Genomic DNA, 25645 nt, shown 5'->3' with positions numbered 1-25645 from the left:
TTTATTTCCCTGCGAATATGCTCCCCATCACAAATAAAGCAAAAAACCAAATATCATAATTTGTCTGTTAATTTAGACAATTGTTAGCGCGCAAACCGTTGCTAATACTTGAGCCTTACCGCGCATTACCCTACATGATGCGCGACTGGTTGAAATACGTTTTAACCTGATAAAAAGGCAAATAACAAATGACACTCTCCTCTGTTTTGCGTACTAAAGACAAAATAGGCTATGGCTTAGGTGATATGGCCAGCGCGCTGGTCTGGCAAACGGCAACGTTATTTCTTGCTTATTTTTATACGGACGTTTTCGGTTTACCGGCGGCGATCATGGGAACCATGTTTTTAGTGGTTCGCGTGGTGGACGCATTTGTCGACCCCTGTATCGGCGCGCTGGTGGATCGCACTCAGACGCGCCACGGCCGCTTTCGTCCCTGGCTGCTGTGGTTTGCTATTCCCTTTGGCGTGAGCTGCCTCATCACCTTCTATGTGCCGGACGTCGGGCCGACCGGGAAAATCGTCTATGCCTGCGTGACCTACGCCATTCTGAGCCTGATCTATTCGGCGATTAACGTGCCTTACTGCGCCATGCCCGGCGCGCTGACGCTGGATCCGCGTGAACGCCACTCGCTGCAGTCCTGGCGCTTTGGCCTGTCGTTTATCGGCGGATTGATTGTGACGGTGATTGCCCTGCCTCTGGTGTCTCATCTGGGCCAGGGTAACGTGCAGAAAGGCTATTTCTATGCGATGAGTCTGATGGGGCTGCTGGGCATTGTTTTATTCTTCTGCTGCTTCTTTATGACCCGCGAGCGTTATTCTCCCCGTAATGACACCTCCGGCTCCATGCTCACTGATTTAACGCTGCTGGCGGGAAACAGCCAGTGGCGGATTGTTTTCCTGTTTAATATTTTGCTGTTAACCGCCGTGGTGACGCGCGGGTCCGCGACGATGTATTACGTTAACTATGTGCTGCTGCGCCCGGAGCTGGTTTTTGCCTTTATAGTTTCCGGCATGGTGGCGTCCTTGAGCGGTGCATTATTATCAGAACGCCTGCTGGGAAAATTTGACCGCGTGCGTGCCTATCAGTGGACCATTATTTCCTTTGTTATATTTGGTGCGCTGATATTCTTCATTCCTCCCTCTCAGGTGTGGCTGATATTCGGCCTGAACATCGTTTTCAGCTTTATTCAAAACCTCACCACGCCGCTCCAGTGGACCATGTTCTCTGACGTGGTTGACTACGAGGAGCACCGCAGCGGCCGTCGGCTGGACGGGCTGGTCTTCTCCACCGCGCTGTTTGCCATCAAGTTTGGCCTGGCGCTGGGTGGCGCGGTTGTAGGCTGGGTGCTCGGCGTGGTGGATTACGCGCCGGGTCAGGCAACCCAGGCGCCCCACGTGCTTTCGACCATCAATGCCCTGTTTACGCTCATCCCCTGCGCGCTTTTCCTCTGCATGGTGGCGCTGCTCTCCATCTACAAACTTAACAGCCGGCTGGTGGATTCGATCGCCCGCGAACTGGCAGACAAGCGCGACGTGCGGCCCGAAGCAGGACCGCTCAGCCCGGCAACTCATTCTGCAATACAGGAGTAAAACATGACGGCTATCTATAAGGACGCGGGACGTCCGGTACAGGAGCGCGTCGCCGATCTGCTGGCGCGCATGACCCCGGAAGAGAAGTTTGCCCAGATGCACGCCTACTGGCTGATCCTCGACGAAAACGGCAACAACCGCGAGCGCAGCGATCTGAGCGATGAATTTGCGGGGGTGAGCGAGCAGGCCGCGCTCAGCGAGCGGCTGAAGCTGGGAGTAGGTCAAATCACGCGTCCGCTGGGCACCCATATTGTCGCTGCCAAAACCGGCGTGCGCGCGGCCAATCGCCTGCAGCGCATGATGATGGAGGAGACGCGGCTCGGCATTCCGGCGCTGTTCCATGAAGAGTGCCTGGTGGGCCTGCTGTGCAAAGACGCCACGCTGTTCCCGTCCTCGCTCAACTACGGCTCAACCTGGGATCCGGCGCTGGTGCAGCGTGCGGCAGAACAGATTGGTAAAGAGGCGCGCTCCGTGGGGTGCCAGCAGGGGCTGGCGCCGGTGCTGGACGTTTCCCGCGACGTGCGCTGGGGGCGTACCGAAGAGACCTTCGGCGAAGACCCGTGGCTGGTGGGGGTGATGGCAACGGCGTACGTCAAAGGGCTGCAGGGCGAGAAGCGCGATCTGCTGGCGACCCTCAAGCATTACGTCGGCCACTCGTTTAGCGAAGGCGCGCGCAATCACGCCCCGGTGCACCTCGGCTTCAGCGAGCTGAACGACACCTTCCTGCTGCCGTTCGAGATGGCGGTGAAGCTGGCGAACGCCGGTTCGGTCATGCCCGCCTACCACGATATTGATAATCAGCCGGGGCACAGCGACAGCTTCCTGCTTACCACCGTCCTGCGCGAGCAGTGGGGCTTCGACGGCATCATCGTGGCGGACTACGGCGGCGTCAGCCTGCTGCATCAGCACCACGGAATTTCCCACGATGCAGCGGAGTCCGCCGCGCTGGCGTTTAACGCCGGGCTGGACGTTGAGCTGCCGAAAGATGACTGCGCGCGCCATCTCGCCGACGCGGTAGAGCGGGGCCTGATTTCTATGGCGAAAGTGGATGAAATCGTTGCGCGCACGCTGACGGAGAAATTCCGTCTCGGGCTGTTTGAAAAACCGTACGCCGATGAGCACGGCATTGATTTGCAGAATGACGCTACCCGGCAGGCGGCGCGTGACGTTGCCACCCGCTCGATGACCCTGCTGGAAAACAACGGTATTTTACCCCTCGGCGGCAAACCGCGCGTGGCGGTGGTCGGCCCGACGGCTGACGATCCGCTTGCCCTGCTGAGCGGCTACAGCTTCCCGGTGCACCTGATCATCAGCGATATGGTGGAAGAGACCTCGCAGGTGACGACCCCGCGCGCGGCGCTGGAGCACTATCTTGGGGCATCGCAGGTGCGTTACGCCAAAGGCTGTCACATCATTGAAAAGCGCATGGCGGGCGCGCCGGTCTTCCCGGGCGACAGCGGCGGTAAGCCGATGCAGCAGTCGCCGGTGTCGCTGAGTACCGCACTGATTCCAGAGGCCGTGAGCGCGGCGCAAGAGAGCGACGTGGTGGTCGCCTGCGTGGGCGATCTTGCCGGGCTGTTCCAGAGCGGTACCGTAGGGGAAGGGTCAGATACCGACTCCCTGAACCTGCCGGGCGTGCAGCAGCATCTCCTGGAGGCGCTGGTCGCAACGGGTAAACCGGTGATTGTGGTGATGACCGGCGGGCGCCCGTACAACCTGCAGGGGCTGGAGGATAAGGTGGCGGCGCTGATGATGGCCTGGGCGCCGGGGCAGGAGGGGGGCTGGGCGATCGCCGATGTGCTCACCGGACGCGCCGAGCCGCAGGGCAGGCTGGTGGTCAGCGTGCCGAAGAGCGCGGGGGCGATGCCGTACTACTACAATCACAAGCTTAAAAGCGGCGGGACGCCGTTCGCGTTCCATTTCGGCTCCCGTTACCCGTTCGGCTTTGGGCTTGGCTGGACAACGTTTAGCTGGAGTGCCGCACGCGTTGTCGAAACTCGCGTACCGGTTGACGGTGAGGCGGTGTTAAAGCTCGATATCACCAACACCGGTGAACGCAGCGGCAGCGAGGTGGTGCAGGTCTACGTGCGGGATAAGGTCGCCACGCAGGTTCGGCCTCTTCAGGAGCTGAAGGCCTTCCAGCGCGTCACGCTCTCGCCGGGCGAAACCGCCACGCTGACCGTTACGCTACCGGTTGAGATGTTCAACTTTACCCGTCGGGACGGCAAGCGCATCGTGGAGCCCGGTGAATTTGAGCTGCAGGTCGGCGCATCGTCGGCGGATATCCGTGACGTAGTGACGGTGGACGTGACCGGGGAGACGCGGGTGCTGGCGGGCGAGTGGAAAATGATGAGCCGTTGTGAAGTGACGCGCGGATAAAAGGACAAAAAAAAGCCCATCGTGGGAGATGGGCAAAGACTACACACAGCAATTCGTTGTTTCACTCAGGGGATTTCCATGCTTATAAACCAAGGTGTTGATTTATAACCGTGTGGTAATAGTAGGCATTGTGTTATTTAGCGTCGATCAGATTCGTCTCAATAGTTTAAGAGGCGTAAAGATTTATTGAGATGAATGACAGCGTTAAGGGCGAAACGGCGGGTCAGACCAGTGTTCAGGGAATAAATAGTTTAACGTTGCTTAAGTATACCAGCGGAGAGTGTAGGCCGGGTAAGCGCAGCGCCACCCGGCACAAACATCACTGCTTGTTCTTGTCTTCCAGCTCCTCAAGCTCGCTCAAAATCACGTCCGGGTCAGTTCCCGGCGGCGGCACTTCGTGCACCCAGGCGGAGAAGAGTCGCCAGGTCACCGCGAGCAGCACCGGGCCAATAAAGAGGCCGATCATCCCAAACGCAATTAACCCGCCGATAACGCCTGACAGGATCAGAATCAACGGTAAATCAGCACCCATGCGGATCAGTATCGGACGAATGACGTTGTCCATGGTGCCGACCACGCAGCTCCAGACCAGAAGCACGGTGCCCCAGGTTGTATCGCCCGTCCAGTAGAGCCAAATGATGGCGGGCACCAGCACCAGCAATGGCCCAAGCTGCGCAAGGCAGGTCATCAGCATGATAACGGTGAAGACCGTGGCGTAGGGGACACCCGAAATAGCCAGACCAATGCCGCCCAGCACCGCCTGCACCAGTGCAGTGACTACCACGCCAAGCGCAACGGCACGCACGGCCTGCGCCGCCAGCAGCACCGCAGCGTCGCCGCGTTTGCCTGCCAGTCGCGTGGCGAAGTGGCGAACCCCTAAAGCGACTTGCTCACCGCGCCAGTACAGCAGGGCGCTGAAGAGCAGCATCAGGGCACAGTGCATCATAAAGCGGCCAATGTGCGCGGCCTGCCCGACGAACCAGGTGGTGGTGGTGCCAATATAAGGGCGCACTTTCGCCATCAGCGCGCTGCCGCCCATCTCAAGCAGGCCATGCCAGGCGCCATAAAGCTTTGCACCTACCAGCGGAATGCTGTTTAGCCAGTCGAGATCCGGCGGGGTTAAATCGCCGCTGGTGACGGCGCGAATCACCGGGCCGCTGGAGTCAACCAGGCTGTTAACCAGCAGGGCAATCGGAATAATGAACAGCAGGAACAGCAGCAGCGTCATGACCAGCACGGCCAGGCCGCGTCGCCCAAACAGGAGCTTCTGCAAACGCAACAGCAAAGGCCAGGTGGCGACGACGACGGTGGCGGCCCACGCGAAGCCGAGCACGAAAGGTTGAACAATCCACAGACACGCAATAATCATGAGGGCTAAGAACAGCACCGACAGCAAAATTTGCGCAACATCCCTGGGCTGGCGAAGATTGACCATAAATGAAACTTTCCTTAAATGAACGCCAGCACGGCCGGCGAGAACGTAAACCGCTTCTCTCTAATCATTAGTGATTCCCGCGATTTTTGACAGGCGGATTCTGCCTGTAATTCAGCAGAGATTATAAGAAAAAAATGTGATAAAACTTTTAAGATACACGCAAACGATTTCATACAACTCTAATTAGGGTCGACAGTCATGATCCCACAGATTTCTCAGGCACCTGGCGTCGTTCAGCTGGTGCTCAATTTTTTGCAGGCACTGGAGCAACAGGGTTTTACAGGTGATACCGCCACGAATTACGCCGACAGGCTAACGATGGCGACCGATAACAGTATCTACCAGCTTCTTCCCGATGCCGTCGTTTTCCCCCGATCCACGGCGGATGTGGCGCTGATTGCACGTCTGGCCTCCCAGGAGCGTTTTACCTCACTGGTGTTTACCCCGCGCGGCGGCGGTACCGGCACCAACGGACAGGCGTTGAATCAGGGCATCATCATCGATATGTCCCGCTATATGAACCGCATTATTGAAATCAACCCTGAAGAGGGGTGGGTGCGCGTAGAAGCGGGGGTGATTAAAGATCAGCTCAACCAATACCTTAAGCCTTACGGCTATTTCTTTGCCCCGGAGCTGTCCACCAGCAACCGCGCCACGATTGGCGGGATGATCAACACCGATGCCTCAGGGCAGGGTTCGCTGGTCTACGGCAAAACCTCGGATCACGTGATGGGCGTGCGCGCCGTGCTGCTGGGGGGCGATATTCTGGATACCCAGCCGATGCCGGTCGAGCTGGCCGAAACGCTGGGCAAAGAGAGCACCGCAAGCGGGCGAATTTATCGTACCGTACTGGAACGCTGTCGAGACAACCGGCAGCTGATCCTCGATAAATTCCCGAAGCTGAACCGCTTCCTGACGGGCTACGACCTGCGCCATGTCTTTAACGACGATCTAACCCAGTTTGATTTGACCCGCGTGCTGACCGGCTCAGAAGGGACGCTGGCGTTTATCACCGAGGCGCGGCTGGACATCACCCGCCTGCCGAAGGTGCGCCGCCTGGTGAACGTCAAATACAGCTCCTTTGATTCTGCGCTGCGCAACGCGCCGTTTATGGTGGACGCGCGGGCGCTGTCCGTCGAAACCGTTGACTCTAAGGTGCTGAACCTGGCGCGGGAAGACATCGTCTGGCACTCCGTGAGCGAGCTGATCGCCGACGTGCCGGATAAAGAGATGCTCGGCCTCAACATCGTGGAGTTTGCCGGCGATGACGCCGAGCTGATTGAAGGCCAGGTGACGACGCTGTGTCAGCGTCTGGACGAACTCATCGCGCAGGGCGAGGGCGGCGTGATTGGCTGGCAGCTGTGTAACGATCTTTCCGGCATTGAGCGGATCTACGCGATGCGTAAAAAGGCGGTGGGGCTGCTTGGCAACGCCAAAGGCGCAGCCAAGCCTATCCCGTTTGCGGAAGACACCTGCGTGCCGCCGGAGCATCTGGCGGATTATATCGTTGAGTTCCGCGCGCTGCTGGACAGCCACGGTCTGAGCTACGGCATGTTCGGCCACGTGGACGCGGGCGTGCTGCACGTGCGTCCGGCGCTGGATATGTGCGATCCGCAGCAGGAGATCCTGATGAAAGAGATCTCCGACGACGTGGTGGCCTTAACCGCGAAATACGGCGGCCTGCTGTGGGGCGAACACGGAAAAGGTTTCCGCGCGCAGTACAGCCCGGCGTTCTTCGGCGAACAGCTTTTTGGCGAGCTGCGAAAGGTCAAAGCGGCTTTTGACCCGGACAACCGTCTTAATCCGGGCAAGATTTGCCCGCCGGAGGGCGTTGACGCGCCGATGCTGCAGGTTGATGCCGTCAAGCGCGGTACCTATGACCGACAAATCCCGATTGCGGTACGCTCATCCTGGCGCGGCGCGATGGAGTGCAACGGCAACGGCCTGTGCTTTAACTTCGATGTAAAGAGCCCGATGTGTCCGTCGATGAAAATCACCAGCAACCGTATTCACTCGCCAAAAGGGCGTGCGACGCTGGTGCGCGAGTGGCTGCGACTGCTGGCGGACCGCGGCGTCGACCCGCTCAAGCTTGAGCAGGAACTGCCGGAAAAACGCGCCAGCCTGCGTTCCCTTATCGAACGTACCCGCAACAGCTGGCATGCGAATAAAGGCGAATACGACTTCTCGCATGAGGTGAAAGAGGCCATGTCAGGCTGCCTGGCCTGCAAGGCCTGTTCGACGCAGTGTCCGATCAAAATCGACGTGCCGGAGTTCCGCTCGCGCTTCCTGCAGCTCTACCACACGCGCTACCTGCGCCCAGTGCGCGACCATCTGGTGGCAACGGTTGAAAGCTATGCCCCGCTGATGGCCCGTGCGCCGAGGACCTTCAACTTCTTTATCAATCAGCCGCTGGTGCGCAAGCTTTCCGAAAAACATATCGGAATGGTGGATCTGCCGCTGCTCTCGACACCGTCGCTGCAGCGCCGGCTGGTGGGACACCGCTCGGCAAACATGACGCTGGAACAGCTCGAAGCGCTGAGCGATGCGCAAAAAGCGAACGTAGTGCTGGTGGTGCAGGATCCGTTTACCAGTTATTACGATGCGCAGGTGGTGGCCGATTTTATCCGTCTGGCGGAAAAAGTGGGCTACCAGCCGGTTGTGCTGCCGTTCTCCCCGAACGGCAAGGCGCAGCACATTAAGGGCTTCCTGACCCGTTTTGCGAAGACGGCGCAGAAAACGTCTGACTTCCTGAATCGCGTGGCGCAGCTCGGGATACCTATGGTCGGCGTCGATCCGGCGCTGGTACTGTGCTACCGCGATGAGTACAAGCAGACGCTGGGCGAAAATCGCGGTGATTTCCACGTTATGCTGGTACACGAGTGGCTGCCGGCGGCGTTGCAGCAAACCGCCACGGGTGAGGCCAGCGGTGAGCCGTGGTATCTGTTTGGGCACTGCACCGAAGTCACGGCACTGCCGGGGGCGCCAGCTCAGTGGGCTTCTATTTTCGCCCGCTTTGGCGCGAAGCTGGAGAACGTGAGCGTGGGCTGCTGCGGCATGGCGGGCACCTACGGACATGAAGTCAAAAACCACAGCAATTCGCTCGGTATCTACGAGCTTTCGTGGCATCAGGCGATGCAGCGTTTGCCGCGCAACCGCTGTCTGGCAACGGGCTACTCCTGCCGCAGCCAGGTCAAACGCGTTGAAGGCAACGGCGTACGCCACCCCTTACAGGCTTTACTGGAGATTATCGGATGATCTGGAAACGCGCGGTAACGCTGCAGGCGCTCAACGCCATGGGCGAGGGAAACATGGTGGGGCTGCTGGATATTCAGTTCACCCGTATCGGTGAGAACGATCTGGAAGCGACGATGCCCGTCGATAGCCGCACCCATCAGCCGTTTGGCTTACTGCACGGCGGCGCGTCCGTCGTGCTGGCGGAGACGCTGGGTTCGGTCGCGGGCTATTTGTGTACCGAAGGAGAGCACAAGGTTGTCGGGCTGGAGGTCAATGCCAACCATATCCGTTCCGTGCGCAGCGGTCAGGTGCGCGGTATCTGCCGCGCGCTTCATGCGGGTAGCCGTCATCAGGTCTGGCAGATTGATATTCTGGATGAGCAGGACCGCCTGTGCTGCTCCTCAAGGCTGACGACGGCGGTGGTGTAAAGTTATGAGATGTTTTGCCTTTGGTCAAAAACTAGCCAGTCCGATGTGATATACTGGTCAGGATTTGTACATAAGCGAGGACATCATGGATAACGAATTAAACCCGACCCAGCTGGCAACCGAATATTTACGTCGCGATAAGAGCAATCTGTCTCCGGCGCAGTACCTGAAAAAGCTGAAACAGCTTGAGCTGGAATTTGCAGATTTGCTGGCGCTCTCTTCGAATGAACTGAAAGAAGAGATCTACTTTGCCTGGCGGTTGGGCGTTCACGTCCATTGAGTGTGAGTAAAAAGGCCGCGACTGCGGCCTTTTTTGTTTCGAACAATCCTGAGTGTTAGGGCCGGGTCAGGCGCAGCCGCCTCCCGGCAACGCATTCAGACGTTTACCGCATCGATCAGCCGCGTCTTCATGTTTTGATAGGCAGAGGCAGCATAGTCCTCGGCCCAGCGCTGGTCCTCAATCCCCTCCAGCTGCACCGCGCAGTATTTCGTTTCCGGCGTTTTGGAGACCGGGTCGAGATTATCCTGCGTCAGCTCGTTGCAGGCGCCAATCCACCACTGATAGGTCATATAGACGGCTCCGGCATTAATTCGCTCGCTGATGCTGGCGCGGGTAATGACCTTGCCCCTGCGTGACCGCACCCAGACCAGCTGGCCGTCGGCAATGCCCAGTTTATCCGCGTCGGCAGGGTTCATCTGCACGCGTCCCGGCTCGTCGGCCAGGCTTTGCAGGGCGGCGCAGTTGCCGGTCATGGATCGACAGGAGTAATGTCCCACTTCGCGTACCGTGCAGAGCACCAACGGATAATCCTCATCCGGCGTTTCAGCCGGGGCGCGCCAGGCGGCGGCAAACAGCTGGCCTTTGCCCGTCGGGGTGTCAAACTTATTGTCTTTGTACAGGTGCGGCGTACCGGGGTGGTCGAGCGTCGGGCACGGCCACTGAACGTGGCCCATCTCGCCCATTTTCTCGTACGTCACGCCGTAGAACAGCGGGCACAGCTCGCGCATCTCGTCCCAAATCTGCTGGTTCGAGTCGTAGTGCATTGGGTAGCCCATCTCGGTGGCGAGCAGGCTGATGATTTCCCAGTCGCGCTTCACGCTGCCGCAGGCCTCTACGGCCTTGCCGAAACGCTGGAAGCCGCGATCGGCGCAGGTAAAGACGCCGCCGTGCTCACCCCAGGAGGTGGTGGGGAGCAGAACGTCGGCTACTTCCGCCGTTTTGGTCATAAAAATGTCCTGAACAACGACGAAATCGAGCGCCTCAAAGCCGCGGCGCACCAGCCCGAGGTCGGCCTCCGTCTGGAGAGGATCTTCTCCCATGATGTAATAGGCTTTAACCTTACCCTCCAGCGCGAGGTGAGGGACTTCGGTAATGCGCGTGCCGACGCGGTCGTCCATGCGGGCGACGTCGATTTCCCACGCATCGGCAAATTTCTGCCGGACGGCCGGGTCGGTGACATCCTGATAGCCCGGGAACATGTTGGGCAGCACGCCCATGTCGCACGCGCCCTGCACGTTGTTTTGACCGCGAACCGGGCCAACGCCCACCGCCGGGCGACCAAGGTTCCCGGTCAGCAGCGCCAGGCTTGAAAGCCCTTTCACCACGTCCACCGCCTGGCCAAACTGCGTGACGCCCATGCCCCACATCACCGTGGCGGAAGGGGCGGCGGCGAAGGTACGCATCGCCTGGCGAACGTCGCGGGCGGGAATGCCCGTCAGGTGTTCAACCTTCTCAGGCGCGTAATCCTTGACGATCTGGCGATAGGCCTCAAGCCCTTCCGCGAAGCGCGCCACGTAGTTTTTATCGTACAGCTCCTCTTCCAGCAGGACATAGCCGAAGGCATTAACCAGCGCCATATTGCTGCCGTTTTTAAGCTGCAGATGCTGATCGGCAATGCGTGCCGTTTCGATACGCCGCGGATCGCAGACGATGATTTTCGCCCCTTTCTCACGCGCTTTCAGCACGCGGCGGGCGACGATCGGGTGAGAGTCCGCGCAGTTGTAGCCAAACACCAGCAAACATTTTGAGTTTTCGATGTCGTTGATGGAGTTGCTCATCGCGCCGTTGCCCAGCGTTTCCTGCAACCCGGCAACGGACGGGCCGTGACAGACGCGGGCGCAGCAGTCCACGTTGTTAGTGTTGAGCACCGCGCGGGCAAATTTCTGCATCACGTAGTTGGTTTCGTTGCCCGTTCCTCTGGAGGACCCGGTGGTCATAATGGCGCGGGGGCCGAACTGCTCTTTAATGCCCTTAAGCCTGTGGGCGGTATAGCGGATGGCCTCTTCCCAGGTAACGGACGTGAACGCCTCGCCTTTACTGTAGCGGATCATGGGTTGCGTCAGGCGGGGCGTCAGCAGGCGGGTATCGTTAAGAAAGTCCCAGCCGTAAAAGCCTTTCAGACATAGCGTGCCCTGGTTGGTCACGCCGTCAGCGGCTTCAGCACGGATAATTCGGTTACGATCGACGACAAGATTGAGTTTACAGCCCGCACCACAGTAGGGGCAGACGCTGGCGATTTTTTTCATCAATAACAGACCTGTTAAGAAATGAAGCAATGTATAACTGGTAAATCCAGTCCCGTGAGAGGGTCATTGCAGGAACCATGCCAGATTGTCGTTTCAGGATTAGAGGGGATTACGGAAGGGAGGAGGGGTGTCATCGTCAGCCTGTTCGTCAGAACTGACGATGACACGTTAGCCGTTGCTGGAAAAGGGGGTTAAAGATCGTCCATGGTGTAGCCCACTACGATTTCCAGCGTTTTGCGGATTACGTCAGCCTGAACCACGTCGTCCGTTGCTTCCAGGGTCTGGATCAACCACAGAATAATTGCCTTATTCGTCAGATGCCCTTCCGAGGCAAGGACGCAGCGTACTGCATTAGAAAAAACAGCGGACTCTTCAGCAAATCTTTCGCCTGCGTGACGGAAGTACTCCGATAACGCGCTATCTAAAAAAGCGGAATGGTATTCGGGTTGAAGCTGAATATTTTGTCTCATGTGTTCTCACCGTAGCTGTAAGGTTGTAGTCAATGTATTTTCTTGGGATCGGACGGTTTTCCATTTCCAAATAAAGGCACTACATTGTCTCTGTTATGTTTAAGAGATCCCTCTCTTACGGTTCGTCCCTGCGCGGTGCTGTGACGTTTAAAGGCGATGGTGTTTGAACCTATTTCGGCAATCACCACCGCAAGTGTCTCCCGCCGCTGGGGATTCTTTTCATGCGCTTTCATGCTCCGCAGGCGCTGGACCAGTGCATCGGTAGTTACCGGGCCTCGCTCTTTCAGGAGGGAAAGAACGGCTTCACCGATAAGCTGGTCGATCAGGCGATCTGCGTCACTGCTGTTCATACGTTACCGTTCGAAGAGCAGGCCAAGCAGCATGTGATAGTGCTGTTCCTCTTCCGGGCCATCGGCCTTTTCGAGGCGACTTAACAGTTTGGTGCAGAGCGATTTGCGATTCAGATTTCGCCCGTCGCTAAGAATTTCAACAACCACCTGGCCCAGCGTCTCCTGTTGGGTAGGAAGCGCGGCTTTTTCGAAGTACTGCGCAATGGCTGCTGCTGAATCTGCGACATAACCGTTCTGGTTCATGTTTCGCTCCTGTAAATAATCGTAATAACTAACGTTACAATTAAGGTATACATTATTTTTAAATCTGTACATACAAAATGTACAGATTTTTAATATTTTCTTGATATATTTTATAATGTATCTATTTATCATTAACTTACACACTGCTTGTTTAACGTTATCGTCACAGGATATATTGTACAACCGCGGCTGGCTTAGAAGAGTTGTACAAGTGGGAAATAGCCCTTTGTAAAGGCCCTAAATCATTGAGATGTAAATTATTTGTCAGGCAATTAATGTGCTATAACCAAACTCTACCCACGTCTGTTTCGTGGCCAACCCCTTTATCCCCAGGAATAGCATGCTAACAACCATCATTTACCGCAGTCATATCTGCGAGAACGTTCCAGTTAAAGCGCTGGAAGAAATGGTAGATGCTGCAAATAGTAAAAACCGGCACTCCGATGTCACGGGGATCCTGCTGTTTAACGGCACGCATTTTTTTCAATTACTCGAAGGGCCAGCGGAAAAGGTGGCGGCAATTTATGAGCGTATTTGCTGTGACCCGCGCCATCACAACGTGGTTGAACTGTTGTGCGACCACGGCCCCAGCCGACGCTTCGGCAATGTCGGCATGGAGCTGTTTGACCTGCGCAAATACGACACGGATGAAGTCCTGCAGCAGGTCCTGGATAAAGGCACGACGAAGTACCAGTTGACCTATAACGACCGCGCCCTGCAGTTTTTCCGCACCTTCGTTGAGGCAACGGAAAAAGCCAACTATTTTGAGCTCCCGCCGGCGGATGCCTGGGATTTCATTCCCGAAGAGACGGCGCTGTCAGCGCAGCCTGAGGTAGTGGCAAAAGGGGCAGACTGCAGTTTCGCCTTCCAGCCCATTGTTGACCCCTTCATGCAGGAGGTTGTCTCATGGGAAGCGCTTATCCGCACGCCGTCCGGCGATTCGCCCGGCGCGTACTTTGCCAGCCTGCCGCGTGAAGAACTGTATGAGGCTGACCTGCGAAGCAAGCAGGTTGCGCTCTCTATGGCCAGCGCGCTGGGGCTGCAGACGCAAACGCTGTCAATCAACCTGCTGCCGATGACGCTGGTTAACGTCCCGCACGCGGTGGATTACCTGCTTACCGCCATCGAAGCCAACGGCTTTGTGCCGGAGCAGATTGTGGTGGAGTTTACGGAGAGTGAGGCGATCTCACGATTCGATGAGTTTACCCACTCGGTCAGGCAGCTTAAGAGCGCGGGCATTAGCGTGACGATCGATCACTTCGGCGCAGGTTTTGCGGGCTTACAGCTTCTCGCCCAGTTCCAGCCGGACAGAATTAAGATTAATCGTGATTTGATTGCCAATGTACACAAGAGCGGCCCAAGGCAGGCGATTGTACAAGCCATCATCAAATGCTGTGCATCGCTGGAGATTCAGTTCTGCGCGGTGGGCGTGGAGCTTGCTGAGGAGTGGATGTGGCTTGAATCTGCGGGTATCTCACAGTTCCAGGGGCACCTGTTTGCCGGCCCGCGACTCGGGGGGATTCCGACGATCGCCTGGCCTGAGAAAAAGGTTGAGTTTTGAGATTCCTGTACCTAATCATTGAGAGTTAGCTGTACGTTCAGCTAAATTTATACAACAATGTATTAACGAGTGGATGGTTTAGACCCCATCCACTTGTCTCCGAGCGAGGAGTTAGTTATACAAATGGTTTGTACAATCTGATAAGGTTGGTTAGGTTAGGTATGGAAGTATTGAGCGTGAGGGAGTTAATGGCCTATTACAGTATCGGCGAAGTCGCCGAACGATGCGGTATCAACCCCGTTACGCTGCGTGCCTGGCAGCGCCGTTATGGATTGTTGAAGCCGCAGCGCAGCGAAGGGGGTCATCGTCAGTTTGACGATGAAGATATCCTGCGGATTGAAGAGATCAAGCGCCTGATGAAAAGCGGCGTTTCGGTCGGCAAAGTCAAAGCGTTGCTGGAAAACAAAGACGTGGTGACTGAGGGGAACTGGGCATCGTTTCAGGAAGAGATGTTGACTGTTCTGCGTTACGCCAGCCCGGCAAGGCTGCGCGCCAAAATCGGTGAGTTCCGCCGGGATCATGCGATGGATTCGCTTATCGATAATATTATTACTCCCGTTCGTCAGCGAATGAATCAGGACCAGAACACGGTGCGCCACATGGCAAGCCTGCTGGACGGTGTGTTGATTGAATTTGCGATCGCGAGCCTTGCAGAGTCGCGAAAAAAAGCGGGTAAAGATGCGCTCCTCATCGGCTGGGAATGCGATGACCGTACGCATTTATGGCTGGAAGCGGCCCGGCTTGCGCACAAGGGCTGGCATATTGACGTTCTGGCGGAACCGATTGATTCTCCACGCCCCGAGCTTTTCCCTGGGCAGAATATCTTCGTCTGGACAGGACAGCCTCCTACGGCCCGCCAGCAGGAGCAGCTGGACCACTGGCGTGAACAGGGGTTCGCGGTGTCATTCCACCACTGATTTAAGGGGTCCGTCAGGGCCTTTTTTGTTTCTTAAGCGCCATTAGCCAGACTGCACAAAATCTATCTTAAAAATAGGCATTTCCGATGCATATTTTACTTTTCAATTTATCCTGCCGATTAGCGTTACAAAATGCATTATTAATCAATGCATTGAACAATTACGTCCATCCCATCCGCATCTCCTGACAGGGTCTATGCTTAATAAAAGCGGCCAAAAAGGGCGGTTTAGCCGAAAGCCCCTGCTCACAAGGGGTTGAAGTGATAATCGTTATCACTAACATGGTGTTATGCCCCTGAGGCTTATTACACGAGGTGGACCTATGGAATTGCATTCAGAAACCTTCAATCCTGCCGACTTTAGCTGGCGTGGCCTGACGCTTACGCCAGCGGCTGCGGCACATATTCACGAGCTGGTGGCGCAAAAGCCGGAGCTTCTCGGCGTGCGCCTGGGCGTTAAGCAGACCGGCTGCGCGGGCTTCGGCTACGTGCTGGATACCGTCACCGAACCCGGTAAAGATGACCTGGTGTTTGAAACCGACGGGGCAAAGCTGTACGTCGCCCTCCAGGCCATGCCCTTCATCGATGGCACCGAAGTCGACTACGTTCGTGAAGGTTTAAACCAGTTATTCAAATTTCATAACCCGAAAGCCCAGAACGAATGCGGCTGCGGCGAAAGCTTTGGGGTATAGGCGGTACTATGTCTCGTAATACTGAAGCAACGAGTGATGTGAACACCTGGAGCGGCGGAAACCTGAATTATAAAGAAGGGTTCTTCACGCAGCTGCAGACCGACGAGCTGGCGAAAGGCATCAACGAAGAGGTCGTGCGCGCCATCTCGGCGAAGCGTAACGAGCCCGAGTGGATGCTGGAGTTTCGCCTGAGCGCCTTCCGCGCCTGGCTGGAAATGGAAGAGCCGCACTGGCTCAAGGCGCACTACGACAAGCTGAACTATCAGGACTACAGCTACTACTCTGCGCCGTCCTGCGGCAGCTGTGATGACACCTGCGCCTCGCAGCCCGGCGCGGTACAGCAAACCGGTGCCGAAAACAGCTTCCTGAGCAAAGAAGTTGAAGAGGCGTTTAACCAGCTCGGCGTCCCCGTGCGTGAGGGGAGAGAGGTCGCGGTAGATGCTATTTTTGACTCCGTCTCGGTAGCGACCACCTACCGTGAAAAGCTGGGGGAGCAGGGCATTATTTTTTGCTCCTTCGGTGAAGCCATCCACGACCACCCGGAGCTGGTGAAGAAGTACATTGGTACGGTCGTGCCGAGCAACGATAACTTCTTCGCGGCGCTCAATGCGGCGGTGGCGTCCGACGGCACCTTTATCTACGTGCCGAAAGGCGTGCGCTGTCCGATGGAGCTGTCGACCTATTTTCGCATCAACGCGGAAAAAACCGGCCAGTTCGAACGCACCATTCTGGTGGCCGATGAGGGCAGCTACGTCAGCTATATTGAGGGCTGCTCCGCGCCCGTGCGTGACAGCTATCAGCTGCACGCAGCCGTGGTGGAGGTCATCATCCATAAGGATGCCGAGGTGAAATACTCCACCGTGCAGAACTGGTTCCCGGGCGACGGAAACACCGGTGGCATCCTGAACTTCGTGACCAAGCGCGCGCTGTGCGAGGGCGAAAACAGCAAGATGTCCTGGACGCAGTCGGAAACCGGCTCCGCCATCACCTGGAAATACCCGAGCTGCATTCTGCGCGGGGATAACTCCATCGGTGAATTTTACTCGGTGGCGCTCACCAGCGGCCATCAGCAGGCCGATACCGGCACCAAGATGATCCATATCGGTAAAAACACCAAATCCACCATCTTCTCGAAAGGGATCTCCGCCGGGCACAGCCAGAACAGCTATCGCGGGCTGGTGAAAATCATGCCGACGGCCACCAACGCGCGTAACTTCACCCAGTGTGACTCGATGCTCATTGGTGCAGACTGCGGCGCGCATACCTTCCCGTACGTCGAGTGCCGCAACAACAGCGCCCAGCTTGAGCACGAGGCGACCACGTCGCGTATCGGAGAAGACCAGCTCTTCTACTGCCTGCAGCGCGGGATCAGCGAAGAAGATGCTATTTCGATGATTGTTAACGGCTTCTGTAAGGACGTGTTCTCTGAACTGCCGCTGGAATTCGCCGTTGAAGCACAAAAACTCCTCGCCATTAGTCTTGAACACAGCGTCGGTTAAGGAAAGCACATGTTAAGCATTAAAGATTTACAGGTTAGCGTGGAAGAGAAAGAGATCCTGCGTGGCCTCAATTTTGACGTCAAGCCGGGTGAAGTTCACGCCATCATGGGGCCAAACGGCTCCGGGAAAAGTACGCTTTCGGCGACGCTGGCAGGACGCGAGGATTACGAAGTCATCAGCGGTTCGGTGGAGTTTAACGGCAAAGATCTGCTGGAGATGTCCCCTGAAGAACGCGCGGGTGAGGGGATCTTTATGGCCTTCCAGTACCCGGTGGAAATTCCGGGCGTCAGTAACCAGTTCTTCCTGCAAACCGCGCTGAATGCGGTACGCAAATACCGCGGCCTGGACGCGCTGGATCGCTTTGACTTCCAGGACCTGATGGAAGAGAAAATCAAGCTGCTGAAAATGCCGGAAGACCTGCTGACCCGTTCCGTTAACGTCGGCTTCTCCGGCGGCGAAAAAAAGCGTAACGACATTCTGCAGATGGCGGTGCTTGAGCCTGAGCTGTGTATTCTCGATGAAACCGATTCCGGCCTGGATATCGATGCCCTGAAGATTGTCGCTGACGGGGTGAACTCCCTGCGCGACGGCCAGCGCTCGTTTATTATCGTGACGCACTACCAGCGCATTCTGGACTACATCAAGCCGGACTACGTCCACGTGCTTTACCAGGGACGTATCGTGAAATCCGGTGATTTCACGCTGGTTAAACAACTGGAGGAGCAGGGTTATGGCTGGCTTACCGAACAGCAGTAATGCACTCCAGCAGTGGCACCGGCTGTTTGAAGCGCAGGGTGAAGCGCGCTCAGAGCAGGCCCAGCAGCACCTTCAGCAGGTGCTGCGTCTCGGCCTGCCGACGCGCAGGCACGAGAACTGGAAATACACCCCGCTTGACGGCCTGCTGAACGGCGAGTTTGTCACGCGGCCGGCAAGGATCGGCCCAGACCAGCGTGATGCCCTGGCGCTGACCGTGGACGCGGTGCGGCTGGTGTTTGTTGACGGGGCCTATTGTCCGGAGCTGAGCGATGACCTGCGGGAGAGCGGGTTCGAGATTGCGGTTAACGACGATCGTCAGAACCTCACCGCTGCCGTTCAGCCTGAAGTGTTCCTGCACCTCACCGAAAGCCTGGCGCAGTCCGTCACCCATATTCGCGTGAAGCGCAATCAGCGTCCGGCCAAACCGCTGCTGCTGATGCATATTACCCAGGGGCTGGAGGGCGACGAGATCAACACGGCCCACTACCGTCATCATCTTGAGCTGGCAGAGGGCGCCGAGGCAACGGTGCTGGAGCACTACGTCAGCCTGAATGACGTTCGCCACTTTACCGGCGCGCGCCTGACGATGAGTGTGACAGCCAACGCCCAGCTTCACCACATCAAGCTGGCGTTTGAAAACCCGGTCAGCCACCACTTCGCCCATAACGATATTCTGCTGGGCCAGGATGCTGCGGCCTACAGCCACAGCTTCCTGCTCGGCGGCGCGGTGCTGCGGCACAATACCAGTACCCAGCTCAACGGCGAAAACACCACGCTGCGCATCAACAGCCTGGCGATGCCGGTCAAGTCGGAAGTGTGCGACACCCGTACCTGGCTCGAGCACAACAAGGGCTACTGCAACAGCCGTCAGCTGCATAAAACCATCGTCAGCGACAGGGGGCGAGCGGTGTTTAACGGCCTGATTAACGTGGCGCAGCACGCTATCAAAACCGACGGGCAGATGACCAACAACAACCTGCTGCTGGGGCGTCTTGCGGAGGTGGATACCAAGCCGCAGCTCGAAATCTACGCCGACGATGTGAAATGCAGCCACGGGGCAACGATCGGGCGGATTGACGATGAACAGATGTTCTACCTGCGCTCGCGCGGCATAGACCGCCAGGCGGCGCAGAAGATGATTATTTACGCCTTTGCCGCAGAGCTGACGGAAGCGCTGCACGATGGCGTATTGAAACAGCAGGTGCTGTCCCGCATCGGGCAGCGTCTGCCTGGAGGCGAAGCATGAGTTTTCCCGTAGAGAAAGTCCGGGCGGATTTTCCGGTTCTGAACCGTGAGGTGAACGGTCTGCCGCTGGCCTATCTCGACAGCGCCGCCAGCGCGCAGAAGCCGAACCAGGTGGTGGACGCCGAGGCGGAGTTCTACCGCCACGGCTATGCGGCCGTGCATCGCGGTATTCATACGCTGAGCGCAGAAGCCACGCAGCGCATGGAGAACGTCCGCACGCAGGTGGCCGCTTTCCTGAATGCACGCTCGCCGGAAGAGCTGGTCTTTGTGCGCGGCACGACGGAAGGGATCAACCTGGTCGCGAACAGCTGGGGCAGCGCGCAGGTTCACGCGGGTGATAACATTATCATCACCCAGATGGAGCACCACGCCAATATCGTGCCGTGGCAGATGCTCTGCGAGCGCGTTGGCGCCGAGCTGCGGGTGATCCCGCTACGCGAGGACGGTACCCTGCAGCTGGAGCAGCTTGACGTGCTGCTGGACGATAAGACCCGGCTGGTGGCGGTAACGCAGGTCTCTAACGTGCTGGGTACAGAGAACCCGGTGGCGGAGATTATCGACAGGGCCCATCGGGCGGGGGCAAAAGTGCTGATTGATGGCGCGCAGGCGGTAATGCACCACGCCGTCGACGTTCAGGCGCTGGACTGCGATTTTTACGTCTTCTCCGGGCATAAGCTTTATGGGCCGACGGGGATCGGCGTGCTGTACGTGAAGGAAGATATCCTGCAGGCGATGCCGCCGTGGGAAGGGGGCGGTTCGATGATCGCTACCGTCAGCCTGACCGAAGGGACAACCTACGCGCGTGCGCCGTGGCGTTTCGAAGCGGGTACGCCAAACACGGGCGGGATTATTGGCCTGGGGGCGGCGATTGAGTACGTCTCTGCGCTGGGGCTGGATGCCATTCAGGAATATGAGCAGCGCCTGATGCGCTACGCCCTGCAGGAGCTCGCCAGCGTACCGGATTTGACCCTCTACGGCCCGGCGGACCGACAGGGTGTGATAGCCTTTAACCTGGGTCAACATCACGCCTATGACGTGGGCAGCTTTCTGGATAACTACGGCGTGGCCGTACGTACCGGGCACCACTGCGCGATGCCGCTTATGGCTTACTATCAGGTTCCGGCGATGTGCCGCGCGTCGCTGGTGATGTACAACACAACGGAAGAAGTCGACAGGCTGGTGGCGGGACTGAAACGCATTCATCAGCTGCTGGGCTAACGGAGAGGCAAGAGATGGCAGAGTTGCCGGACAAAGAAAAACTGCTGCGTAACTTCGGGCGTTGCGCAAATTGGGAGGAGAAGTACCTCTACATTATTGAACTGGGGCAGCGGTTGCCGCCGCTCAGCGAAGAGGCGCACAGCCCGGAGAATATTATTCAGGGCTGCCAGAGCCAGGTCTGGATCGTGATGCAGCCTGATGCCGACGGTGTGATTCAGCTTCAGGGCGACAGTGACGCCGCCATTGTGAAAGGGCTTATCGCCGTCGTTTTTATTCTTTACCACCAGATGTCCCCGCAGGACATTGTCGCGTTTGACGTTCGTCCGTGGTTTGAAAAAATGGCGCTGACGCAACACCTGACCCCGTCCCGCTCCCAGGGCCTTGAAGCGATGATCCGCGCCATTCGCAGCAAAGCTGCAATCCTTAGCTAGACTTAAAAGACAGCATTCATTCTGTTTCGCGAGGTGGTTCCCGCCTCGCTGGTTTTTCAGCTTTCTGGCGTTCTGTCAGTGAATAAGGAATCTCAGCATGAAGCGCGCGTCTCTAATAACACTATTACTCCTTGGTTCGCTCGGGGCGCTTAATTCGGCCAGAGCGGTGGATTATCCCTTGCCGCCCGCAGGCAGCCGCCTGATTGGGCAAAATCAAACCTACACCATACAGGAAGGCGACAATAAGCTGCAGGCCATCGCCCGCCGGTTTAATACCGCAGCGCAGCTTATCCTGGAAACCAATAATACCATTGCGCCCGTTAATCCTGCGCCGGGTACGGTGATTACGATCCCGTCACAGATGCTGCTGCCGGATACGCCGCGTGAAGGTATTGTGGTCAACCTGGCCGAGCTTCGGCTTTACTATTTCCCGCCGGGAGAAAATATTGTCCAGGTCTTCCCGCTCGGCATTGGGCAGCTTGGGCTTGAAACGCCGGTCAGCACCACGCGGGTGAGCCAGAAAATCCCAAATCCAACGTGGACGCCCACAGCGGGCATCAGAGCACGCTCGCTGGAGCAGGGCATCAAATTGCCTCCGGTAGTACCCGCAGGGCCAAATAACCCGCTAGGACGCTATGCGCTGCGTTTAGGCATTGGTAATGGGGAATATCTCATTCACGGCACCAGCGCGCCGGACAGCGTGGGCCTGAGGGTCAGTTCCGGCTGTATGCGCATGAACGCGCCCGATATTAAGGCGCTGTTTGAACAGGCGCGCGTCGGCACGCGGGTGCAAATTATTAATGAGCCCGTAAAATTCGCCGTCGAGCCGGACGGTAAGCGTTATATTGAGGTCCACCGTCCTTTGGCGCAGGTGGAAGGCGAAAACCCGCAGATATCGCCAATTACGCATTCTGCTGACTTTGCGACGTTTGTCTCGCAGGCGGGGAGTGATAAAGCGCTCATTGATAAAGCCTTGTCGCGTCGTGCGGGGATCCCAATTGCGGTATCAGCAGATCGGGGGGCGTCAGCGGATGGCGCAGTCTTGTCGGTGCAGAACAGCCGGGTGTCGGTGGCGGTTGCCGAAGATAGCGGTGAGAAGGTGACGCAGTAGCGGTTTGAGAAAGGCAAAAAAAATGGCGCACAATGTGCGCCATTTTATTAACAGGTACTATTACTTACGGTATTTAGTAGCCTGGTTGTCCAGACGCTGGTTAGCGCGAGCTGCGTCGTCTTTAGCAGCCTGAACGTCGGAACGGATTGCGTTCACGTCGTTGCTCAGCTGGTCAACTTTAGCGTTCAGAGTCTGAACGTCAGAAGACAGCTGATCGATTTTAGCGTTGCTGGAGCAACCTGCCAGCAGAGTAGAACCCAGGATTACCGCGCCCAGTACCAGTTTAGTACGATTCATTATTAATACCCTCTAGATTGAGTTAATCTCCATGTAGCGTTACAAGTATTACACAAAGTTTTTTAGGTTGAGAATATTTTTTTGATGGGAATACGCCTATTTTTGATCGTTCGCTCAAAGAAGCAACGAATTCGGCATATTTGTCGAAAAAGCTATGTAAAAAAAGGCATTTTTCATCGGATTCATCTTAGATAAATCGCGATTAAATAGAGAAACCCGATTTGCTTTTTGTATAAATGTGGCTAATGCCGGGAATAAAAAAAGCGTCCCGAAGGACGCTTTTTAACAGAAATAATTCGTTGGGGAATTATTACAGCACGTGAACAGATGCAGTGTTGGTTGTTCCGGCTGGTACCAGCGCACCGGAAACCATCACCACAACGTCACCTTTCTGTGCCAGGCCGCGCTCAACGAGCTGCAGCGCCACTTCTTTACCCAGACGGTAGAAATCATCGGTAGAGGCGATCTCTTTCACCAGGTGTGGAACCACGCCTTTGCTCAGCACCAGCTGGCGGGCAGTGGTTTCGTTGGTGGTCAGCGCCAGAATCGTTGCATCCGGGAAGTACTTACGGATAGCGCGTGCAGATTTACCGCCCTGGGTGGCAACCACGATCAGCGGCGCTTCCAGTTTCTCAGCCGTTTCTACAGCACCACGGCACACCGCTTCGGTGATGCGCAGTTTGCGGCTGTCGTTGTTGTAGTCAAGACGGCTGGTCATCACGCGGTCAGTACGCTCACAGATGGTTGCCATGATAGAAACGGCTTCCAGCGGGTATTTACCTTTCGCGGATTCACCAGACAGCATGACCGCATCGGTACCGTCGAGGATGGCGTTCGCCACGTCACCCGCTTCTGCGCGAGTAGGGCGTGGGTTTTTGATCATGGAGTCCAGCATCTGCGTTGCGGTGATAACCACTTTACGCGCGCGAACGCACTTCTCGATCATCATCTTCTGCGCGAAGATCACTTCTTCAACCGGGATTTCAACGCCCAGGTCACCACGAGCAACCATGATGCCGTCAGACGCTTCGAGAATTTCGTCGAAGTTGTTCAGGCCTTCCTGGTTTTCGATTTTGGAGATGATCTGGATCTTCTCGCCGCCGTGCGCTTTCAGGTGCTCACGGATTTCAACCACGTCAGAACGTTTACGGATAAAGGACGCTGCAACGAAGTCAACGCCTTGCTCGCAGCCGAAGATCAGGTCTTGTTTGTCTTTTTCAGCCAGCGCTGGCAGCGCGATGGAAACGCCCGGCAGGTTAACGCCTTTGTTTTCGCCCAGGTCGCCGTTGTTCAGCACTTTACAAACAACGTTTTTGCCTTCGATAGCGGTCACTTCCATACCGATCAGACCATCGTCAACCAGTACGGTGTTGCCCACGGACAGATCGCTGGTGAAACCTTCATAGGTCACCGCAACGATTTCGTTGTTACCGACAACGGATTTGTCAGTGGTGAAGGTGAAGGTCTGGCCCGCTTTCAGGGAAACGTCGTTGCCGCCTTCCAGTTTGATGGTACGGATTTCAGGACCTTTGGTGTCCAGCAGGATCGCTGCTTTCTTACCGGTCTTGCTCATCACGTTGCGCAAGTTCTGGATACGTTGACCGTGCTCAGCATAGTCACCGTGGGAGAAGTTCAGACGCATCACGTTCATGCCAGCGTCCAGCATTTTGGTCAGCATCTCTTCAGATTCGGTTTTCGGGCCGATAGTACAAACAATTTTCGTCTTTTTCATGACAGTCTTAGTCTTTAAGTTGGGAAGGATATGGAAATCTCGCTCCGGGGGCGCACCGCCGCAGAGTCAAACCTGTGTTGCAAAAGAGTATATGACACGCACTAAGGATAGGAGACATCAATTGAGCGTGCAGAAGAAAGTGTGCCTGAGAGTCAGCCCAACGAAGGAGAGAAGAAGTTGTACGTTGTTTTTTGTATTCCAAGCGCTGAAACCATTCACCCAGGGATTAGGCGCGCATTATACGCTGATTTTCAGATAAAAGGAAAATGGAAACGGTGTTTCAAAAAGAATCTGTGCAGTTTCACATAAGATTGTTATCAATGCGTTAAGGCATAATGACATCTTATGGCGGCAGGCCAATGACCTGCCGCATTTTGCTTAGTTTTTCAGCGCCTGATTCAGGTCGGCGATTAAATCTTTTACATCTTCGATACCTACTGACAGACGGATGAGCTGAGGCACAATGCCGTTGGCCAGACGTTGTTCGAGCGGAATAGAGGCATGGGTCATGCTGTAGGGCTGGCTGACCAGGCTCTCAACGCCGCCCAGACTCTCGGCAAGCGTAAACAGCGTCAGTTTGCGAATCACCTCTGCCGCACGTTGCGCATCGCCTTTTACCACGACTGAAATCATGCCGCCCGGCAGGGCCATCTGCGTGCGGGCGAGTGAATACTGCGGGTGTGACTCCAGCCCGGGATAGAAGACCTTCTCCACCTGCGGTTGCTGCTCAAGCCATTGCGCAATCGCCAGGGCATTGGTGCTGTGCTTTTCGACGCGCAGCGCAAGGGTACGAATACCGCGCAGGGTCAGGAAGCTGCTGAACGGATCCAGTACGCCGCCGACGGCGTTCTGCAGGTAACCCAGCTTGTCTGCCAGGTCCTTATTGTCTCCAACAATAGCCAGCCCGGCGACCACGTCCGAATGGCCGTTGAGGTATTTCGTGGCGGAGTGCACCACAATATCAAACCCGGACTCAAGCGGACGATGAATCACCGGAGAGGCGAAGGTGTTATCCGCTACGCTGATGACGTTATGGCGGCGGGCAACAGCCGCAATGGCCGCGAGATCGGCCAGTTTCAGCAGCGGGTTGGTTGGCGTTTCTACCCAGACCATGCGCGTATCCGGTCGAATGGCGGCCTCCAGCCCGGCTAAATCGTCGGGCTTCACCCAGCTGACCTGCAGCCCGGAGCTGCGTTTGCGCACGTTTTCAATCAGGCGATACGTCCCGCCGTAAACGTCATCAATGGCGACGATGTGGCTGTCTTTGTCCAGCAGTTCAAGCACGGTAGAAATGGCGGCCAGGCCAGAGGCAAAGGCGTAGCCGCGCGTGCCCCCCTCCAGTTCTGCTATTGCGGTTTCCAGCGCGTGGCGGGTCGGGTTGCCGCTGCGGGAATATTCATACCCGGTGTGTTCGCCGGGCGAGGGTTGCGCAAACGTTGAGGTGGCGTAGATAGGCGGCATGACGGCACCGTGCTGGTCGTTGAAATCGCCGCTGTGAACGCTGAGGGTTGCCAGGTTTTTCATCCTTTATTC

General features: G+C 56.7%; 23 protein-coding genes and 1 other RNA gene. 14 read left to right on the top strand and 10 right to left on the bottom strand.

From position 1 onward, the window contains the following. Positions 1-188: 188 nt before the first annotated feature. Together D5067_RS13375 and D5067_RS13370 are read left to right on the top strand one after the other, a co-directional pair. Positions 189-1589 (top strand): MFS transporter, encoded by a 1401-nt coding sequence (locus D5067_RS13375; RefSeq protein WP_119934550.1) that lies wholly within the window; start codon positions 189-191, stop codon positions 1587-1589. Positions 1590-1592: 3 nt separating this feature from the next. Beyond that, positions 1593-3968: a glycoside hydrolase family 3 N-terminal domain-containing protein gene (locus D5067_RS13370; protein ID WP_119934549.1), complete on the top strand. Its 2376-nt coding sequence runs from the start codon at positions 1593-1595 to the stop codon at positions 3966-3968. Between the two features lie 4 nt (positions 3969-3972). Here D5067_RS13370 and rprA read toward each other — a convergent pair. After that, positions 3973-4080, bottom strand: an RNA gene (gene rprA, locus D5067_RS13365) — antisense sRNA RprA. Between the two features lie 207 nt (positions 4081-4287). After that, on the bottom strand, positions 4288-5403 hold the full coding sequence (gene ydiK / locus D5067_RS13360) for an AI-2E family transporter YdiK (protein ID WP_119934548.1): 1116 nt from the start codon (positions 5401-5403) through the stop codon (positions 4288-4290). 198 nt (positions 5404-5601) lie between these two features. Between ydiK and ydiJ the strand changes: the two genes are divergently transcribed. From ydiJ to D5067_RS13345, 3 genes are all read left to right on the top strand, one after another. Continuing rightward, positions 5602-8658 (top strand): D-2-hydroxyglutarate dehydrogenase YdiJ, encoded by a 3057-nt coding sequence (ydiJ, locus tag D5067_RS13355; RefSeq protein WP_119934547.1) that lies wholly within the window; start codon positions 5602-5604, stop codon positions 8656-8658. Further along, the gene (gene menI, locus D5067_RS13350; protein WP_119934546.1) at positions 8655-9065 is read left to right on the top strand and encodes a 1,4-dihydroxy-2-naphthoyl-CoA hydrolase; all 411 of its coding nucleotides are present in this window, start codon (positions 8655-8657) and stop codon (positions 9063-9065) included. Before ydiJ ends, menI begins: the two co-directional genes overlap by 4 nt. A gap of 85 nt (positions 9066-9150) precedes the next feature. After that, positions 9151-9345: a YdiH family protein gene (locus tag D5067_RS13345; protein ID WP_119934545.1), complete on the top strand. Its 195-nt coding sequence runs from the start codon at positions 9151-9153 to the stop codon at positions 9343-9345. A gap of 95 nt (positions 9346-9440) precedes the next feature. On the opposite strand, the gene fdhF is transcribed toward D5067_RS13345, so the two are convergent. The 4 genes from fdhF to ycgZ form a co-directional block, all read right to left on the bottom strand. Next, a complete protein-coding gene (gene fdhF, locus D5067_RS13340) occupies positions 9441-11591 on the bottom strand; it encodes a formate dehydrogenase subunit alpha (protein WP_119934544.1) in 2151 nt (716 codons plus the stop codon). Between the two features lie 191 nt (positions 11592-11782). Next, positions 11783-12061 (bottom strand): biofilm development regulator YmgB/AriR family protein, encoded by a 279-nt coding sequence (locus D5067_RS13335; protein ID WP_119934543.1) that lies wholly within the window; start codon positions 12059-12061, stop codon positions 11783-11785. A 29-nt stretch (positions 12062-12090) separates the two neighbouring features. After that, entirely contained in the window at positions 12091-12411 is a 321-nt protein-coding gene (locus tag D5067_RS13330; RefSeq protein WP_119934542.1) for a hypothetical protein, read from the bottom strand. 3 nt (positions 12412-12414) lie between these two features. Next, entirely contained in the window at positions 12415-12654 is a 240-nt protein-coding gene (gene ycgZ / locus D5067_RS13325) for a regulatory protein YcgZ (protein ID WP_119934541.1), read from the bottom strand. A 340-nt stretch (positions 12655-12994) separates the two neighbouring features. Here ycgZ and D5067_RS13320 point away from each other — a divergent pair, with 340 nt between their 5' ends. The 9 genes from D5067_RS13320 (at position 12995) to ldtE (ending at position 22083) form a co-directional block, all read left to right on the top strand. After that, entirely contained in the window at positions 12995-14215 is a 1221-nt protein-coding gene (locus D5067_RS13320; RefSeq protein WP_119934540.1) for a diguanylate phosphodiesterase, read from the top strand. Between the two features lie 188 nt (positions 14216-14403). Then, a complete protein-coding gene (locus D5067_RS13315) occupies positions 14404-15132 on the top strand; it encodes a MerR family transcriptional regulator (RefSeq protein WP_119934539.1) in 729 nt (242 codons plus the stop codon). Between the two features lie 322 nt (positions 15133-15454). After that, complete coding sequence (gene sufA / locus D5067_RS13310) at positions 15455-15823, top strand: Fe-S cluster assembly scaffold SufA (protein WP_119934538.1); 369 nt, start codon at positions 15455-15457, stop codon at positions 15821-15823. Between the two features lie 8 nt (positions 15824-15831). After that, complete coding sequence (gene sufB / locus D5067_RS13305) at positions 15832-17322, top strand: Fe-S cluster assembly protein SufB (RefSeq protein WP_119934537.1); 1491 nt, start codon at positions 15832-15834, stop codon at positions 17320-17322. Between the two features lie 9 nt (positions 17323-17331). Next, positions 17332-18078, top strand: a complete 747-nt coding sequence (gene sufC, locus D5067_RS13300) for a Fe-S cluster assembly ATPase SufC (RefSeq protein ID WP_119934536.1) — start codon at positions 17332-17334, stop codon at positions 18076-18078. Beyond that, complete coding sequence (sufD, locus tag D5067_RS13295) at positions 18053-19324, top strand: Fe-S cluster assembly protein SufD (protein WP_119934535.1); 1272 nt, start codon at positions 18053-18055, stop codon at positions 19322-19324. The genes sufC and sufD overlap by 26 nt, the downstream gene beginning before the upstream one ends. Further along, positions 19321-20541: a cysteine desulfurase SufS gene (gene sufS / locus D5067_RS13290; protein WP_119934534.1), complete on the top strand. Its 1221-nt coding sequence runs from the start codon at positions 19321-19323 to the stop codon at positions 20539-20541. The genes sufD and sufS overlap by 4 nt, the downstream gene beginning before the upstream one ends. Before the next feature lie 14 nt (positions 20542-20555). Next, the gene (sufE, locus tag D5067_RS13285; RefSeq protein ID WP_119934533.1) at positions 20556-20972 is read left to right on the top strand and encodes a cysteine desulfuration protein SufE; all 417 of its coding nucleotides are present in this window, start codon (positions 20556-20558) and stop codon (positions 20970-20972) included. A gap of 97 nt (positions 20973-21069) precedes the next feature. Continuing rightward, positions 21070-22083 carry a L,D-transpeptidase LdtE gene (ldtE, locus tag D5067_RS13280; protein ID WP_119934532.1) on the top strand — a complete coding sequence of 338 codons (1014 nt, stop codon included), beginning with the start codon at positions 21070-21072 and terminating at the stop codon, positions 22081-22083. A 60-nt stretch (positions 22084-22143) separates the two neighbouring features. On the opposite strand, the gene lpp is transcribed toward ldtE, so the two are convergent. From lpp to D5067_RS13265, 4 genes are all read right to left on the bottom strand, one after another. Beyond that, positions 22144-22380: a murein lipoprotein Lpp gene (lpp, locus tag D5067_RS13275; RefSeq protein WP_010430241.1), complete on the bottom strand. Its 237-nt coding sequence runs from the start codon at positions 22378-22380 to the stop codon at positions 22144-22146. A gap of 310 nt (positions 22381-22690) precedes the next feature. Continuing rightward, on the bottom strand, positions 22691-24112 hold the full coding sequence (gene pykF / locus D5067_RS13270) for a pyruvate kinase PykF (protein WP_119934531.1): 1422 nt from the start codon (positions 24110-24112) through the stop codon (positions 22691-22693). A 7-nt stretch (positions 24113-24119) separates the two neighbouring features. Beyond that, complete coding sequence (gene ynhH, locus D5067_RS24220) at positions 24120-24314, bottom strand: protein YnhH (RefSeq protein WP_445227681.1); 195 nt, start codon at positions 24312-24314, stop codon at positions 24120-24122. Positions 24315-24490: 176 nt separating this feature from the next. Beyond that, a complete protein-coding gene (locus D5067_RS13265) occupies positions 24491-25636 on the bottom strand; it encodes a trans-sulfuration enzyme family protein (protein WP_119934530.1) in 1146 nt (381 codons plus the stop codon). Positions 25637-25645 lie beyond the last annotated feature (9 nt).

It is taken from the genome of Enterobacter huaxiensis (genome assembly GCF_003594935.2).
Classification (GTDB): Bacteria; Pseudomonadota; Gammaproteobacteria; order Enterobacterales; family Enterobacteriaceae; genus Enterobacter; species Enterobacter huaxiensis.
The sequence above is the reverse complement of the archived record's forward strand: the minus strand, read 5'-3'. Positions and strand labels throughout refer to the sequence as shown.

Coding starts and splice junctions, on each gene's coding strand:
- sufE (WP_119934533.1), top strand. CDS start 20,556: ATGGCAGAGTTGCCGGACAAAGAAAAACTGCTGCGTAACTTCGGGCGT.
- ydiK (WP_119934548.1), bottom strand. CDS start 5,403: ATGGTCAATCTTCGCCAGCCCAGGGATGTTGCGCAAATTTTGCTGTCG.
- D5067_RS13320 (WP_119934540.1), top strand. CDS start 12,995: ATGCTAACAACCATCATTTACCGCAGTCATATCTGCGAGAACGTTCCA.
- D5067_RS13375 (WP_119934550.1), top strand. CDS start 189: ATGACACTCTCCTCTGTTTTGCGTACTAAAGACAAAATAGGCTATGGC.
- D5067_RS13330 (WP_119934542.1), bottom strand. CDS start 12,411: ATGAACAGCAGTGACGCAGATCGCCTGATCGACCAGCTTATCGGTGAA.
- lpp (WP_010430241.1), bottom strand. CDS start 22,380: ATGAATCGTACTAAACTGGTACTGGGCGCGGTAATCCTGGGTTCTACT.
- sufB (WP_119934537.1), top strand. CDS start 15,832: ATGTCTCGTAATACTGAAGCAACGAGTGATGTGAACACCTGGAGCGGC.
- D5067_RS13335 (WP_119934543.1), bottom strand. CDS start 12,061: ATGAGACAAAATATTCAGCTTCAACCCGAATACCATTCCGCTTTTTTA.
- sufC (WP_119934536.1), top strand. CDS start 17,332: ATGTTAAGCATTAAAGATTTACAGGTTAGCGTGGAAGAGAAAGAGATC.
- D5067_RS13370 (WP_119934549.1), top strand. CDS start 1,593: ATGACGGCTATCTATAAGGACGCGGGACGTCCGGTACAGGAGCGCGTC.
- D5067_RS13345 (WP_119934545.1), top strand. CDS start 9,151: ATGGATAACGAATTAAACCCGACCCAGCTGGCAACCGAATATTTACGT.
- ydiJ (WP_119934547.1), top strand. CDS start 5,602: ATGATCCCACAGATTTCTCAGGCACCTGGCGTCGTTCAGCTGGTGCTC.
- sufA (WP_119934538.1), top strand. CDS start 15,455: ATGGAATTGCATTCAGAAACCTTCAATCCTGCCGACTTTAGCTGGCGT.
- ycgZ (WP_119934541.1), bottom strand. CDS start 12,654: ATGAACCAGAACGGTTATGTCGCAGATTCAGCAGCAGCCATTGCGCAG.
- sufS (WP_119934534.1), top strand. CDS start 19,321: ATGAGTTTTCCCGTAGAGAAAGTCCGGGCGGATTTTCCGGTTCTGAAC.
- pykF (WP_119934531.1), bottom strand. CDS start 24,112: ATGAAAAAGACGAAAATTGTTTGTACTATCGGCCCGAAAACCGAATCT.
- D5067_RS13315 (WP_119934539.1), top strand. CDS start 14,404: ATGGCCTATTACAGTATCGGCGAAGTCGCCGAACGATGCGGTATCAAC.
- fdhF (WP_119934544.1), bottom strand. CDS start 11,591: ATGAAAAAAATCGCCAGCGTCTGCCCCTACTGTGGTGCGGGCTGTAAA.
- menI (WP_119934546.1), top strand. CDS start 8,655: ATGATCTGGAAACGCGCGGTAACGCTGCAGGCGCTCAACGCCATGGGC.
- sufD (WP_119934535.1), top strand. CDS start 18,053: ATGGCTGGCTTACCGAACAGCAGTAATGCACTCCAGCAGTGGCACCGG.
- D5067_RS13265 (WP_119934530.1), bottom strand. CDS start 25,636: ATGAAAAACCTGGCAACCCTCAGCGTTCACAGCGGCGATTTCAACGAC.
- ldtE (WP_119934532.1), top strand. CDS start 21,070: ATGAAGCGCGCGTCTCTAATAACACTATTACTCCTTGGTTCGCTCGGG.